Source organism: Bowdeniella nasicola (assembly GCF_900107735.1).
GTDB classification, from domain to species: domain Bacteria; phylum Actinomycetota; class Actinomycetes; order Actinomycetales; family Actinomycetaceae; genus Bowdeniella; species Bowdeniella massiliensis.
In genome coordinates this window covers 97,950-112,588 of the sequence record NZ_FNQV01000005.1, presented here as the reverse complement: position 1 = coordinate 112,588, position 14,639 = coordinate 97,950, and the positions used below count along the sequence as shown (strand labels likewise).

Sequence of the window (14,639 nt, the reverse complement as noted above, 5' to 3'; positions counted from 1 at the left end):
GTCCGATCATAAGATCAGTGGAAGAAGTGGCGCACCCCGGTGAAGTACATCGTGAGACCGGCATCCTTCGCCGCGGCGATCACGTCCGCATCGCGCACCGAACCGCCGGGCGCCACGACAGCCCGGACCCCAGCATCGATGAGGACCTGCAGGCCATCGGGAAACGGGAAGAATGCATCCGAGGCTGCGACAGCGCCGCGCGCCCGCTCCGGAGCACCGGAGGTATCCACACCTTCAGCGCCGCCGGCGGAATCGACCTCGGAGGCAACAGCCACACCGAGCGTATTCGCCCGTTCGACTGCGAGCTTTGCTGAATCGACGCGATTCACCTGCCCCATCCCAACCCCGACGGTCGCGCCGTCCTTGGCGAGCAGAACCGCATTGGACTTCACTGCTCGCACGGCTCGCCACGCGAACTGAAGGTCTGCGAGGGTGTGCGCGTCGGCTGCCTCTCCAGCGACGAGATTCCAGTGCTCGCTATCATCGCCGAGTCCACTTCCGTCATCGCGACGTCCGACGGCATCGATCGTGTCAACTTCTTGGGCGAGCAGGCCGCCGGAGATGGGCCGGATCTCCACACCGGAGCGCTCGGGTGGGGCGACCTTGAGCAGCCGCAGGTTCTTCTTGGCACCGAGGATGTCACGCGCTTGTTCGCTGTAGCTGGGCGCGAGGACGACCTCGGTGAAGATCGGCACGATCTGGGCCGCGAGCTCGGCATCAACTTCCCGATTGACGGCAATAATGCCGCCGAAGGCGCTCATCGGATCGCAGGCGTGGGCAGCGGCGTGCGCTTCAGCGATGGTCTGCCCGACAGCGAGCCCGCACGGATTCGTGTGCTTGATGATCGCGCAGGTTGGCTGATCGCCCTGGTCCCACGCTGCTCGCCACGCCGCATCCGCATCGACGTAGTTGTTGTAGCTCATTGCCTTGCCGCCGAGTTGCTCCGCGCTCGCGAGCCCCTCTCCGCTGACGTAGAGCGCCGCTCGCTGATGCGGGTTCTCGCCGTAGCGCAGGTCTGCGGCCTTATCCCAGGTCCGCCCCAGCCACTCCGGCAGCTCGTCTTGCCCCCCGAGTTGCGCCAGCCACGTCGCGACCGCGACATCGTAGGTCGCGGTGTGTCGAAAAGCGTCCAGCGCGAGGGCGCGCCGTTCCTCGTCGGTGAATCCGCCGGCGGCGAGCGCCGCGGCGACCTCTCCATAGCGGGCTGGATCAGTCACGACGGCGACGCTGCCGTGGTTCTTCGCGGCGGCACGCACCATCGTCGGCCCGCCGATATCAATCTTTTCGATGCACTCAGCGACCGATGCCCCTGAGGCCACCGTCGCGGCAAACGGGTAGAGGTTGACGACGACGAGGTCGATGCCAGCGACCTCGAGATCGGCGAGCTGTGCCACGTGATCAGGGTTGGAACGATCGGCCAGGATCCCGGCGTGCACCGCAGGGTGGAGGGTCTTGACGCGGCCATCGAGGCATTCGGGGAAACCCGTCAGCTCCTCGACGGGCGTGACGGCAACGCCTGCTTCGGCAATGGTTGCGGCCGTTGATCCGGTGGAAACAATCTCAACGCCTGCCGCGCCAAGGGCGCGAGCAAGCTCGGCAATGCCGGTCTTATCGAAAACGGAGACGAGGGCGCGGGCAATGGGGCGACGGGTCATGAACATCCTTTGCGGTTGAGCTCCCCCACCCAGGCGCGCGATGCGGGACGGATGCCTGCGGCCGCTCCCCGGTGGTGCTCCACCTTCTTCGCCAGTTGCGGCCGCGCCTATCGTATCGCGTCAGGAACCGATCCGGGTGCGGCGTCCCGCGACGCTCCAGCCCTCGCGGCACATCCGCCCAACGACGTCGACGAGCTGGGCGCGCTCCGCCGTTTTGATCCGCTCCAGCAAGCTGTCCTCGGTGTCGTCAAATTCGACGGGCACCGCCACCTGCGCGAGCACCACTCCGGTATCAACGCCCTCGTCGACGACGAAGAGCGTCGCTCCCGCCAGTTTCACCCCGTAGGCGAGGGCGTCGGCCGGACCACGAATCCCGGCAAAGGATGGCAGCAGCGAGTTATGTGTGTTGAGATAACGGCCGGAAAACCGGGCGACAAACTCGGGCCCGCAGAGCTTTAAGAACCCCGCTGAGATGACGAGGTCCGGCTCGTGCGCTGCCACCGCGGCCGTGAGCGCATGATCCCATGCCTGCCGATTGGGGTAGTCGCCCACGCGCGTCACAAACGTGGCGATCCCGGCGTCCTCGGCGAGCGCTACCCCGCCTGTTCCCGTCCGGTCAGCGCCAACCGCGACGACCGTGGCGCCGTAAGCGGGATCGGCGCACGCCGACATGAGGGCCGCCAGGTTCGAGCCGCCGCCGGAGACGAGCACGACGAGCCGCGCCGGCTTCGCGTGCGAGCCAAGGGGAGGTGTCACAACGGGCGTGGGGGTAGTCACGCCGCTAAGCGTAGCGGCAAGCGCGGCTGGGGGTGATTCAATAGGAGGACTGCCCCCCGGAAAGAGACACGTGAGCACGATCCCAACATCCAATGACAAGACGCCGCCCGGTGAGGCCGCTGAGCGGATCATCTCAACGCAGCCTGCCATCGCGGCGGGCTTGCTGCTCATCTTGTCGATGGTCCTAAACGCGCCGCGCGCCCCCATGGCTGCGGTCATCGCCTCCGCGCTCGTTGCCGTGGCCGTCATTCCCACCGGTATCTACGCGCTACGAAAGCTTCGCGGCGCGCCGCGCACCGGCGTCTTCCGGTTCTTCCTAATCGCGACGATGGTGCTCGGCGGGTTCTTTGCCGTCTCTACCCTCATTCAGCTCCTCGCATTTTCTACGACGAGCGCCTACCTCGAGTGCGTCTCAACGGCCCTCACCGACGCTGGCCGGATCGCGTGCGAAAAGGACATGACGTCCTCGCTGCTTCGTCAGCTCTTCGGCGGATAGTCCTCGTCGAGATCCGGCGTATCGTCCTCGCTCCGCAAAAAGTCCGGGATCGCGTCATCCCCCTCGTCCTGAAGCGGCACCTTGATGGCCGGCGCCGCCGTGGAGCCGAACGTCCGCCTGGGCGCTTCTGCTTGCTCCTCGGAGTCAGCGCCGCGATGTCCGCGATCACCGACGCGGGTGCGCGCGCTACCGACCACTCCACGCAGCCACGCAAGCGAATCGGGATGTGAGATCGCCACCCCGATGAGGTATGGCGCCACGATGACGAGCGCCCCAAACGCGAGCATGTGCAGCGGCCACACGCCGTTGCGCGCCAAGACGCCGTTACCGATCGCACCTGAGGTCAGGGTCGCGGCCAGCACGAGCGAGGCTAGCAGCACTACGGAACTTGCCACGGCTTTCAGCATGCTGGCAATGAGCGAGGCTTCGCCGTGGCGCCGTGTCCGCCAGATCGCAAGCGCCAGCATGACCGCCGCAGGTACGAGCGAAATCCAGCCCGACCATGCCGAATGCGGGCCGGCCCCAAGAACTGGGACCGCGGGCAGCAGGCCCGTCGCATCGGTGCCGGGGACAAAGCGCACCGGCCCGATCGAATAGCCTGCTCCAATGAGCCAGCCTAGCGCCCACGTGATGAGCGTTGGCAGGTAGCCGAGCTGCGCTAGCCAAATCGCGGCGGTATCGAGCCCGGAATCCGTCAATCCCGCGGTTGCGTAACTGACTCGATGCCACGCCGTGGCGATGGCGATGACGAGCCCCATCAGTCCGAGACCCGCGAGCCACCACAGTGCCCGCATCGCATCCGGCCAGGCTCTGCGGAGCCAATCCGGTAACCGCTCAAGCACTCTGCGCACCGAAGCGAGCGCGCCATCCCATTGTGAGGAGGTGAGCGCCCGCTCAGCCCGCGGTAGCGCCGCGAGATTGCCGAGCGCCGCCACGATTCCCGCTGCCACCGCGGAAGGTAGCGAGGACAGCCCCATTCCGGCGATCGCTCCAATGACGAAGACGCCGGCGCTCGCCCCAGCGCCGGTACACCACAGTTGGCGCAGTCCCGCCGCGTCAAGCCTCCGACTCGCCGCAAACGCCAGCACGCCGACGAGCAACGTCACGAAGGTGGGTGCCAGCGTCAGCGGCCCTAGGTGGGTGGAAATTGGCAGCGCGAACGCCAAGAAAAACGCCGAGGTTGCCACATCCATCGCGCTCGTCCACGTCGCGTTCCCGAGCTGCGGAGACGTTGCCGTTGCCGCATAGGCGATGAGAGATACCGCCGCGACCGCGAGCCAGGTAAGGACGACAGCCTCAACTCCCGCCAAGGCGGCGCGCAGCCAGCCTTCGGGAAGGATGCGAGGTGGGGAGGTTGTCATGGTGCTCATCGCCCCCAAGTCTAGGCACCACAGCCCCGCGCCTCAGCGGCGACAGGCTAGGGGTGGAGGTACTCGTAGGGAGGTGAGGCCGGACACCTGGTCCAAAACTCGCGCCCCTCATCGGTATTCATTTCACCGATAGAAACCGAGGCCGCCTCCCACGTCATAATCGAGGCCGGAATCCACGGTTCTACCTCCCCGCCCATCATCCGCTCTTTAAACACAGCCTCCGACGGGATCGACGGGTCCTTCCACTTCACCCCGGCGGCCGTAGCACACGGAATAAAGAGTTCCTGGGCGAGGACGGAGGGCGTGATGCACACGGACTCACACGCCACCTGGAGCCGTTCGTGCACGGGCTGTGGTGCAGCGATCCAGCCCACGCGAGCGCCGGGAGAAAAGATCTTGGAATATGACTTCCTCGTTGGTGGCTTGTTCGTGCCAATCCTTGGCGGACTGTTGTAGAAGCGAGCGACGGGGACGGGCGCGTGGACAGCGATGATTGCTGGCACCATCGCCGTCGTCATCGGGATGTTCTGGTTCGGCCCCTTGGAAAACGAGCCCATCTATATCGGCCTTGGCACGAGCCTGGTCGTCTTCGTGGTGGTCTCTCTCCTTACGCCACCGACTCCGGAACCTATCTGGCAGGCTTGGCGGGGACGTCTTGCTGCTCGCAAGACGAGCGACCGGGAAGTTGAAGCAGCATAGTCCCCTGCCCAACGCAGTGGCGCCGCCCAGGAATAACCTGGGCGGCGCCACTGCGTCTGGACGTTAGCCGTTGAGAATCTCGCGAGCGAGGTTCGCGGTTTCGGTCGGGGTCTTGCCAACCTTGACTCCGACCGCCTCAAGCGCTTCCTTCTTCGCCTGAGCGGTACCGGAGGACCCGGAGACGATCGCTCCAGCGTGTCCCATGGTCTTGCCCTCCGGAGCAGTGAATCCAGCGACGTATCCAACGACCGGCTTCGTGACGTTGTCCTTGATGTAGGCTGCTGCGCGTTCTTCCGCGTCGCCACCGATTTCGCCAATCATCACGATGAGCTCGGTTTCGGGGTCTTCCTCGAACGCCTTCAGCGCATCGATGTGAATCGTGCCGATAACCGGGTCGCCACCGATGCCGATGCAGGTGGTAAAGCCGATGTCACGCAGCTCGTACATCATCTGGTAGGTCAGGGTGCCGGACTTGGAGACCAGTCCAATCTTGCCCGGACCGGTGATATCCGGCGGGGTAATACCGACATTGGACTTTCCGGGTGAGATGATGCCCGGGCAGTTCGGGCCGATAAGGCGAACACCCTTCGATTGGGCGTAGGAGAAGAACTCCGAGGTGTCCGCAACCGGGACGCCTTCCGTGATGATAACGACGAGCGGGATACCCGCATCGACGGCTTCGATAACCGCGGACTTGGTAAATGCCGGCGGCACGAAGATCACCGAAACGTTGGCACCGGTAGCTTCCTTGGCTTCGGCGACCGTCCCGTAGACGGGGATGTCCTTTTCGCCGGCTTCAACGGTGTCGGCAGCGGGCCCAGCAGGAACAACATCGAACGTTACCGAGGTGCCCGCCTTGCGCGGGTTCACACCACCAACGATATTCGTGCCCGCGCCAAGCATGCGCTTGGTGTGCTTCTGCCCTTCCGAACCGGTCATGCCCTGGACGATGACCTTAGAGTTTTCATCGAGGTAAACAGACATGTGAGTGCTTTCCCGTCCTTACTTCGCGGCCAGCTCGGCGGCCTTGGCCGCAGCGCCGTCCATCGTATCTGCCATGGTCACGAGCGGGTGGTTCGCCTGCGCGAGGATTGCGCGCCCTTCCTCGACGTTGTTGCCATCGAGACGCACCACGAGCGGCTTGGAAGCCTGATCACCGAGCATTTCGAGCGCCTTGACAATGCCGTTGGCCACGGCATCACACGCGGTAATACCGCCAAAGACGTTCACAAACACGGACTTGACCTGCTCATCGCCGAGGATGACGTCCAGGCCGGCGGCCATGACCTCTGCGGAGGCACCGCCACCAATGTCGAGGAAGTTTGCGGGACCTACGCCATACTTTTCGCCTGCGTAGGCCACAACATCGAGGGTCGACATCACGAGGCCGGCGCCGTTACCGATGACGCCGACTTCACCGTCGAGCTTGACATAGTTCAGGTCGGCTTCCTGCGCCTTGATCTCGAGCGGGTCCGTCGCAGACTTGTCCACGAGTTCCTCGTGTTCAGGGTGACGGAAACGCGCATTGTCGTCGAGCGAGACCTTGCCATCGAGGGCGATGATCTGACCGTCCTCGGTCTTCACCAATGGGTTGACTTCCACGAGGGTGGCGTCCTCACCGGTGTAGACGTCCCACAGCTTCAAGATGACCGCGACAACGTCATCTTTGAGCTCGTCCGGGAAGTTGGCCTGGTCCACAATCTCGCGGGCCTTCGCGTCATCGATACCAACGCTCGGGTCGACGGGGACCTTCGCGAGCGCCTCGGGACGTGCGACGGCGAGCTGTTCGATCTCCATGCCGCCTTCCACCGAGCACATCGCAAGGTAGCGGCGCTCAGCACGGTCAAGCAGGACGGAGAAGTAATACTCTTCAGCGATCTTCGCGCCTTCGGCCACCATCACCTTGTGGACGGTGTGGCCCTTAATATCCATCCCGAGGATGGCCTTGGCGGCCTCTTCGGCTTCTTCCGGCGAGTGAGCGAGCTTGACGCCGCCCGCCTTGCCGCGGCCACCGGTCTTGACCTGGGCCTTGACGACGACGGTGCCACCACCGAGGTCCTCCGCTGCCTTGCGAGCCTCTTCTGGCGTGGTCGCGACGATGCCCCTGAGCACCGGTACGCCATGCTTGTCGAAGAGGTCCCGAGCCTGGTACTCGAAGAGATCCACGCTTCTTAAGTCCTTCCGTGATCGGATAAAAAATGCCTCGACATCAAGACATCTAGGGACAGCCTATCCGGGGTTGGGGCAATTGCGCAGTGAATCGTCTCGAGTGTGGTACGGACCAAAGACCTATGACGAATGGCACACCTAGTGGTCGTGCTGGGCAGCCTCGGCTTTCTTTGCCAGCTCGGCAAAGGAGTCCTTGATGGTGTCCGCATACAGGTGAGCACCCTCAATTCCCGGGTGGACACCGTCGGCCTGCAACAGGGCGCGATGCTCGCCTATTGCGGTATGCCAATCTGCCACCGTCACGTTCGCGTATTCGTTGGCGATGCGCGCAATATCCTCGTTCACGGCGTCAGTCCAGGTGGATTTACCGTAGATATTGACCACCACGACGAGTCGCTCGGTGCCAAGCGAATCCAGCGCATCGCGCAGCAGGTCCGGCTCCGGTAGCCCAGCGTTTGTCCCGAGAGCAATGACGACGCCGCGCCGAACTGAGCCCTCATCTAACGCGGTTCGTATCCGGGTTAGCCCTTCGGGCCACTGCCTGCTCGATTTTGCATCGACCCGAATACCCGGGAAGCGGTCCTCGAGCGCGTGAATCGTCGTCACGAGCAACGAATCTCCGAAAGCCGAGATCTCCTCACCCTTCGGCACGGTCGTATTCAGTGTCGGCGAGACGATTGCAGGATCTCCAGTGCCAGCACCATCGTCGTGGATCCCGTCTCCGGTGTGGGCGTCGGTATCGTCTGGCGATGCCGGGCTTTCGGCCGATGGCTGGGGCGCTGCGGCATCCTTTTCTTTCAGGAGCTTTTCGCCCTGCTCGATCTGGATCTGGGTTTCAGACTTCTCGGGGGCCGTCGCAATCGCCACGGGCATCACGAGCAGACAGGCGCCGGCCGTTGCGGCAATCGCTCGCGGCTGCCATCGCCTGGTGGAGCGCAGCGCGGCAATGGCATCCGCAATGCAGACTTTGAAGCCGTGCCGTCGAATGGGGGTCTCGAGATACCGGTAAGAGACCGCCGCGATTGAGAGCGTAAGAGAAAGTGCCAGAGCGCGTACCACCCATGACGCAGCAGAATCAGGCACCACTGAGGATGTCATTGCTTCCAAAATGAGAATGACGGGCCAGTGCCACAGGTAGATCCCGTAGGAGCGCTCCCCAACCCAGCGCACGGGCCACGCTTCCATCACGGGCAGAAACGGATGCTTGCCCGTGATCACAGCGGCGATGATGACGGTGGTGGCGAGTGATGCCAGCACGAGGCCACCGCGGAATGTCCAGATCGCGTCTTCGGTCACGGTCACAAGCAGCGTTGCGAGGATAACTGCCGCAAGGAGCGAGGCCGGAATCCGCCAACGGTGCCATAGGCGGGTATCGAGCACGGAATAGCGGCCCCAGGCAAAGGCGAGAGCCGCTCCAAACATAAGACCGAAAAGGTGTGTGTCGGTGCCGTAATAGGCGCGGGTAGCATCCTGCCCTGGGACGGCGTTGATTGCCATCCAGATGGCCGAACCGGCTGCGACGGCGAACACGATGCGCACTCGCGTCGAGGAGGATTTCGTCGCGGCCAGCATGAATGCCACGATGATAGGCCACAGCAGGTAGAACTGTTCCTCGACGGCGAGAGACCAAAAATTGACAAAGAGCTGTGGAGACGTGCGCGCGAAATAGGAGGTTCCGGCGCCAATTTCGAGCCAGTTATTCGAAAACGTTAGGGCACCAAGGGTCTGCCGCCCGATGCCGACAAGGAGATCGCCCCCGACGAAATAGGCTGCCGTGACCGATACCAGCACACACACGACGAGCGCGGGGATCAGCCGCCGGGCACGACGAGTCCAAAACCCCTTCAAATCGATGAAACCCCGGCTGGAGACCTCGCGCAGCAGGAGGGTCGTAATAAGGAACCCGGAGACGACGAAGAAGATGTCGACACCGATGAATCCGCCGGTTAAGGTTTGCGGCCGCAGGTGATAGATGAGAACAGAGATGATAGCGAGGGCACGCAGGCCATCGAGGCCGGGGATGATCTTTGGCCGATCCCCCGGTGAGATCTCCCGGTAGCCTCCTGGCTGCCGCGCCGCGCGCGGTGCGCGTGCCTGGTGAACACGTGTCGCCACGGTTCAAGGTTAAAGCTCAGCTTGAGGGTGGTGTAGTTGGGCGCGCCGGGACGGCTATACTTCGAGCTTCGTCAGTGGCGCATAGCGAAGCATCAACTTCTTGACTGCACCGTCGCCGAAATCGACATTTGCGACGGCTCGCCTCCCCTGTCCCGTGACTTCCAAGACCGTGCCGAGTCCGTAGGAATCATGCAACACCCGATCGCCCGCGGCAAGCGCTGGGATCGCTGCCTCGTCCTTTTCCGCTGACCGTTGCACGCCTGCTCGTTGCACCGTTCGCACGGCGGATGCCTTGGGGGTGTACCCGCTGCCGAACGAGAGCGGGCTGCGAGAAGTGGAACTCGCGCGCAATGCCTCATTGCCGGCCACTTCTCGTCGCCAATCTAGGACGTCGTCGGGAATAGCGGTGAGGAAACGCGAAGGTGGCAGGTCCTGAGGCATTCCCCAGGCGGAGCGAACTGCCGCGCGAGTGACATAGAGGCGCTCGCGCGCTCGGGTGAGGGCGACATAGGCCAAGCGCCGTTCTTCAGCGAGCTGCGTCGCGTCGTCGATGGAGCGGGCATGTGGGAACGTCCCATCCTCCATACCGGAGGCGAAGACAACGGGGAATTCCAATCCCTTGGCCGTGTGGACCGTCATCAGAGTGATCTGGCCGGCTTCGTCACCTGGAATCGAGTCGGAGTCCGCTACCAGGGCTACTCGTTCGAGGAAATCACCGAGATCTCCCTCGGGTTGGGTCTCGAGAAATTCAGCTGCCACCGCATGCAGTTCTGCGAGATTTTCGACTCGGGTCTCATCCTGCGGATCATCCGAGGCGCGCAAGGTCGCAACGTAGCCGGATCGATCCAAGATGGCGTCTAGAATCTCGGCTGGTGTGGCATCCTCAGCGAAGTCGCGCACTTCCGTGAGAGTGGCGTAAAAGTCGCGCAGGGCATTGAGTGTGCGTGCAGCGAGACCCGGTATCTCGCCCTCGACTGCAGCCGCAATCGCCGAACCGAAGGAGATGCCGCGATCGTGTGCGTACGCGGCCAGCGTTGCCTCGGCCTTGTCGCCTAAGCCGCGCCGTGGAGTGTTGAAGATGCGACGGATGGAAACCGAGTCATCCGGGTTCGCGATGGCTCTCAAATAGGCGAGGGCGTCCTTGATTTCTTTTCGTTCATAAAACCTCGTGCCGCCCACGACTCGGTATGGCAGGCCGGTTCGGATGAAGATCTCTTCGAGCGCGCGCGATTGAGCATTCGTGCGATAGAAGATTGCTACGTCTCCCGGGTTCACTCCCGAATCGGTGAGCGCATCGATCTCCCGAGCGATGAAGCGTGCCTCATCGTGCTCGGAGTCCGCGGCGTACCCGACAACCTTGGCGCCGTCGCCAGAGTCCGTCCACAGCCGTTTGGCACGGCGACCGGAATTCGCCGCAATGACAGCATTAGCAGCCGACAGAATGTTCTGCGTGGATCGGTAGTTTTGTTCGAGCACCACGGTGTGAGCATCGGGGTAGTCTTTTTCGAACTCCTCGATATTTCGGATGGTCGCACCCCGAAATGCGTAGATCGACTGGTCGGAATCTCCCACGACCGTGAGCTCTGCCGGAGCAACACCGGCATCGTCGTCCTCGTCCCCCACGAGTGCACGTACCAGCATGTACTGGGCGTGATTCGTGTCCTGGTACTCGTCGACAAGGACGTGTCGGAATCGGCGCCGATAGGTGCGCGCGACCTGGGGATTATTCTGCAGCAACTGGACCGTGCGCATGATGAGGTCATCGAAGTCCATGGCGTGCGCTTGCTGTAGGGCCTCGTTATAGAGCCGATAGGCCTCAGCGATGGTCTTTTCGATATCGGTGCGAGCCTGCGCCAAGGCCTGTGACGGGGTAATAAGTTCGTTTTTGAAATCCGAAACTCGGCGCGAGAACATCTTGGGATTGAACTGCTTGGGATCCAAGTTCATCCGCTTGCAGGTCAGCGCCATCAACCGTTGAGCGTCCTGCATGTCGTACACACTGAAGGTCGAACGAATCGGTACGTCGCGGTATTCGCGGCGCAAGATCCGCACGCATGCGGAGTGGAACGTCGAAACCCACATTCGCCCAGCCTGCGGTCCCACGAGCGCGCGAACCCGCTCCCGCATCTCGGCGGCAGCCTTATTGGTAAAGGTGATGGCGATGATCTGGTCGGCTCGTGCGCGCCCTGTCGCAAGCGCATAGGCGATGCGATGCGTGAGGACCTTGGTTTTTCCCGAGCCAGCGCCCGCAACGACCAGGAGCGGCGAGCCCGAATGGACAACGGCCTCATGCTGTTGCGGGTTAAGGCCACGCAGCAGTTCGGAGGCGTCGGTCTCCGCTTCGCGCGAACTATCCGGGTCGTCCCAGTTCGCAGCGGCCGGTAAGGGAGCGGAGGCGCGGGCCGCCGCTACCAGTTCATCAAAAAGCGAATCCATAGTTCCTCTAGGTCATCCACGCGGCCCAACCCCACGCAGCTGAGAGAGCGAGGGCAGCGAATAGCTCCACCAGGATAGCGAGCCCGACAGACTTTAAGGCGTGCACTGTGGACTGCCAGGCTTGCTGGCCGGAGCGTGATCGGCGTGCCTCACCAAGGTAGACCCCGGCAACAAAGCCCACAACTGCACCGATGACCGGAATGACGAAGAACCCAACAACGGCAAGCACCCCGCCAATCATCATGGAGGAATTGGCCACGCCCGCATTCTTGAGGCGCTTTCCAGCCAGGATGTACTTTCCCACCGATGCCACGATGAAGGTGAGGATAGCCGCGGCCAGCATCGCCCAGCCCCACGGGCCCTGGGTGACCGCACCCCAGATACCAACCGCCAGGCTGACGATGAGCAGCCCGGGATAAATCTGAACGATCGCTCCGATGACGCCGATGATGCACGCAAGCGTCACGAGGATGTCGAGTTGTTCCATGGCTTAACGCTAACGACTTCGCCCCACCACTACCGGATGGCAGGGCGGGACGAGGCAGTCGAATACGGTTAGACGATTGCGGCGATGGCGACGTTTGCGGCAGTGAGTCCCGCAGCGGCAATGAGGTCGGTTCGTGCCGCCTCGGGGTTCTCGCGTTTTTCGGCGCGCCATGCGAAGTAGCAGACGGCCAAGGTCACGATGAGTTTGATGCCGATCTTCATGTGGTTGACGGTGACACCGTCTTGGAATTCGCGCACCACGACCATCAGGACACCCACCGCAAGAGCGGTCAGTGCGCCGTGGATCAGACCCTTGGGAACGCGCTTGAGCGCTAGTCCCGCAATAGAGCCGCCAAAAATGTACGCCATCGCGAGGAGGTGGAAGACGAGCAGGATGTTGACAAGTGTGTTCACAAAACGAGCCTATCGCACGCGTTGGTCACTCGATCCCGCGAGCTGCCGCCCATCGGGATAATTCATAACGATTGGAGAGCTGAAGCTTGCGAAGGACGGCAGAAACGTGAGATTCGACCGTCTTGATCGAGATGAACAGCTCGGCTGCCACCTCTTTATAAGCAAATCCTCGCGCGATGAGTCGCATGACTTCCTGCTCCCTGGCAGAGAGCCGATCCAATTCTTCATCACGCTGGGCCACGTCCTGGTGGGCGGTTCCGAACGCATCCAAGACGAATCCGGCGAGTCGCGGTGAGAAGTAAGCATCTCCTGCAGCAACTCGCTCGATTGCTTCGACGAGATCGGTCGCCGTCACCGACTTCGTGACATACCCCCGCGCCCCGGCGCGAATGACAGAGACAACGTCTTCGGCGGCGTCGGAAACCGACAGCGCCAAGAACTGTGGCCGTTCAATATCGCTATGGGCAAGGACGCTCCGGGCGACCTCCGCGCCTCCGCCCCCGTCGCCGCCCGGCAAATGGACGTCGAGCAGGACGATGTCGCACGGGGTCGAGACGAGGACACGCACCGCCTCGGTGACGTTTCCAGCCTCCGCGACGACCTGATAGTCCTCGCGCAGCGCCTCCAGCTGAGCCTTGACGCCGGCCCGCACCATGGCGTGGTCATCGACAATCGCGATCCGCACCTAGCTGTCCTTTCCTTCGATTGGCACACTCATCCGCACCTCGGCGCCACCCGTTGGCAACGGGGAACGGATCTCCGCCTCTCCCCCAACACGGTGCAAGCGTTCGATGATCGAGCATCGGATCCCGGCTCGATCGGTAGGAATCTGCTCCGGGTCAAACCCCGGTCCTCGATCCCGCACCCACGCCTCAGCGCTGCGTTCCTGCAGCTCAGCGTACAGCGAGATTGGGCCGGTTCCGCCGTGTTTGCAGGCGTTGGTCAGGGCCTCACCGACCGCTCCGATCAGCGCTGTGACCTCGGCGCCGGGGGCAGCATCGCCCGTAATCACCACGTCGATGGGATGGCGGTACAGTTCTTCGATCTCTCCGGCAAGCGTGCGGATCCCCTCCGCGGCGCTCGTGCCTTCCTCTGGCCGATCAGAATAAAGGTAGCGCCGCAGGTCACGTTCCTGGGCACGCGCGAGGGATTCCACAACATCCGGCTCGCCGGCCCGAGAGCGAATGAGCGCAAGAGTCTGCAACACGGAGTCATGCAGGTGAGCCGCGATATCAGCCCGCTCCGACTCCCGTATCCGGGCATCACGCTCTTCTGCCAGGTGGGTGCGCGTACGAATCCACAGCGGCGCTCCCACAAACCCGACCGCAAGCAGCACCGCCACTCCCGCAATCAGTCCTGGAATCACCTCACCTGGACGCATCTTCGAGGACACGAGTAGCACTGCCCCAATAACGATCGCGAGCACGCCGGCGATGAGCTGCAGCGGCTTGGGCTGTTCGTCTTGCGCGCTCGCTGACCAGATCACCCCAGCCCCGGCTAGCAGGAGGAGCACCGGGATGACGATTGCGCCATCCCAAAATCCGCCAAGCATCCAAATCCATACGACGACGGCGCTCGCTGCCAAGACTCCCGCGAGCGCCAGCTGTCCCGTCATGATGCGTCTCGTCTCTAACCGAGACAGCCGGCGAGCCAGTCGGGATCGCTCAACCGGGATATCCCCATGTGCAGCGCGCGGCATCGCTGCCGCAAGCACGACATAGACAAGCACTGACAGGCCCACGGGAATGATCCCTAGGACGAACGCGATCCGCCACCACAGCACCCTGCCGCCCAGGTGCTCCGCTAAGCCGCGGCAGACACCGGCGATCACCGCGGGCTGTCGCCGCGCGAGGATCGGACGGTCCTTTGCCCACGGCGCGCGCAATTCGCGCACATCGAGCTCAGGTGGAGGCGAAGTGGTCACCTACCGATGGTGACATGCCGCGCGCGGATCGAGTAGTTATCAGCCACAAAATCAGGGACGAATCAGGGTCATTCCCCGTAGCGAGCGAGTAGAAAAGT

14 protein-coding genes and 1 riboswitch are annotated in these 14,639 nt (G+C 63.0%); of the genes, 2 read left to right on the top strand and 12 right to left on the bottom strand.

Annotated features, from left to right (window positions below; genetic code table 11):
• Positions 1–14 precede the first annotated feature (14 nt).
• Positions 15–1,655 carry a bifunctional phosphoribosylaminoimidazolecarboxamide formyltransferase/IMP cyclohydrolase gene (gene purH / locus BLU67_RS05030; protein WP_261977035.1) on the bottom strand — a complete coding sequence of 547 codons (1,641 nt, stop codon included), beginning with the start codon at positions 1,653–1,655 and terminating at the stop codon, positions 15–17.
• 20 nt (positions 1,656–1,675) lie between these two features.
• Positions 1,676–1,764, bottom strand: a riboswitch (ZMP/ZTP riboswitch).
• Positions 1,765–1,775: 11 nt separating this feature from the next.
• Complete coding sequence (purN, locus tag BLU67_RS05025; RefSeq protein ID WP_261977034.1) at positions 1,776–2,432, bottom strand: phosphoribosylglycinamide formyltransferase; 657 nt, start codon at positions 2,430–2,432, stop codon at positions 1,776–1,778.
• A 70-nt stretch (positions 2,433–2,502) separates the two neighbouring features.
• Between purN and BLU67_RS05020 the strand changes: the two genes are divergently transcribed.
• A complete protein-coding gene (locus BLU67_RS05020) occupies positions 2,503–2,928 on the top strand; it encodes a hypothetical protein (protein ID WP_176780700.1) in 426 nt (141 codons plus the stop codon).
• Here the strand turns inward: BLU67_RS05020 and BLU67_RS05015 are convergent.
• Positions 2,910–4,298 carry a cell division protein PerM gene (locus BLU67_RS05015; RefSeq protein ID WP_143027339.1) on the bottom strand — a complete coding sequence of 463 codons (1,389 nt, stop codon included), beginning with the start codon at positions 4,296–4,298 and terminating at the stop codon, positions 2,910–2,912. The genes BLU67_RS05020 and BLU67_RS05015 overlap by 19 nt on opposite strands.
• A gap of 47 nt (positions 4,299–4,345) precedes the next feature.
• A complete protein-coding gene (locus BLU67_RS05010) occupies positions 4,346–4,645 on the bottom strand; it encodes a hypothetical protein (protein ID WP_092563071.1) in 300 nt (99 codons plus the stop codon).
• Between the two features lie 142 nt (positions 4,646–4,787).
• Between BLU67_RS05010 and BLU67_RS05005 the strand changes: the two genes are divergently transcribed.
• The gene (locus BLU67_RS05005; protein ID WP_092563068.1) at positions 4,788–4,997 is read left to right on the top strand and encodes a hypothetical protein; all 210 of its coding nucleotides are present in this window, start codon (positions 4,788–4,790) and stop codon (positions 4,995–4,997) included.
• A 63-nt stretch (positions 4,998–5,060) separates the two neighbouring features.
• On the opposite strand, the gene sucD is transcribed toward BLU67_RS05005, so the two are convergent.
• From sucD to BLU67_RS04965, 8 genes are all read right to left on the bottom strand, one after another.
• Positions 5,061–5,981 (bottom strand): succinate--CoA ligase subunit alpha, encoded by a 921-nt coding sequence (gene sucD, locus BLU67_RS05000; protein WP_092563065.1) that lies wholly within the window; start codon positions 5,979–5,981, stop codon positions 5,061–5,063.
• 18 nt (positions 5,982–5,999) lie between these two features.
• Positions 6,000–7,163 carry an ADP-forming succinate--CoA ligase subunit beta gene (sucC, locus tag BLU67_RS04995; protein ID WP_092563062.1) on the bottom strand — a complete coding sequence of 388 codons (1,164 nt, stop codon included), beginning with the start codon at positions 7,161–7,163 and terminating at the stop codon, positions 6,000–6,002.
• Positions 7,164–7,304: 141 nt separating this feature from the next.
• On the bottom strand, positions 7,305–9,281 hold the full coding sequence (locus BLU67_RS04990) for an acyltransferase family protein (RefSeq protein ID WP_092563059.1): 1,977 nt from the start codon (positions 9,279–9,281) through the stop codon (positions 7,305–7,307).
• A 54-nt stretch (positions 9,282–9,335) separates the two neighbouring features.
• Entirely contained in the window at positions 9,336–11,717 is a 2,382-nt protein-coding gene (gene pcrA / locus BLU67_RS04985) for a DNA helicase PcrA (RefSeq protein WP_092563056.1), read from the bottom strand.
• A gap of 7 nt (positions 11,718–11,724) precedes the next feature.
• Positions 11,725–12,204 (bottom strand): DUF456 domain-containing protein, encoded by a 480-nt coding sequence (locus BLU67_RS04980; RefSeq protein WP_092563053.1) that lies wholly within the window; start codon positions 12,202–12,204, stop codon positions 11,725–11,727.
• Positions 12,205–12,272: 68 nt separating this feature from the next.
• Positions 12,273–12,617, bottom strand: coding sequence for a hypothetical protein (locus tag BLU67_RS04975; RefSeq protein ID WP_092563050.1), 345 nt, complete (start codon positions 12,615–12,617; stop codon positions 12,273–12,275).
• Between the two features lie 25 nt (positions 12,618–12,642).
• Positions 12,643–13,302, bottom strand: a complete 660-nt coding sequence (locus BLU67_RS04970; protein ID WP_261977033.1) for a response regulator — start codon at positions 13,300–13,302, stop codon at positions 12,643–12,645.
• A complete protein-coding gene (locus BLU67_RS04965) occupies positions 13,303–14,541 on the bottom strand; it encodes an ATP-binding protein (protein ID WP_092563047.1) in 1,239 nt (412 codons plus the stop codon).
• Positions 14,542–14,639 lie beyond the last annotated feature (98 nt).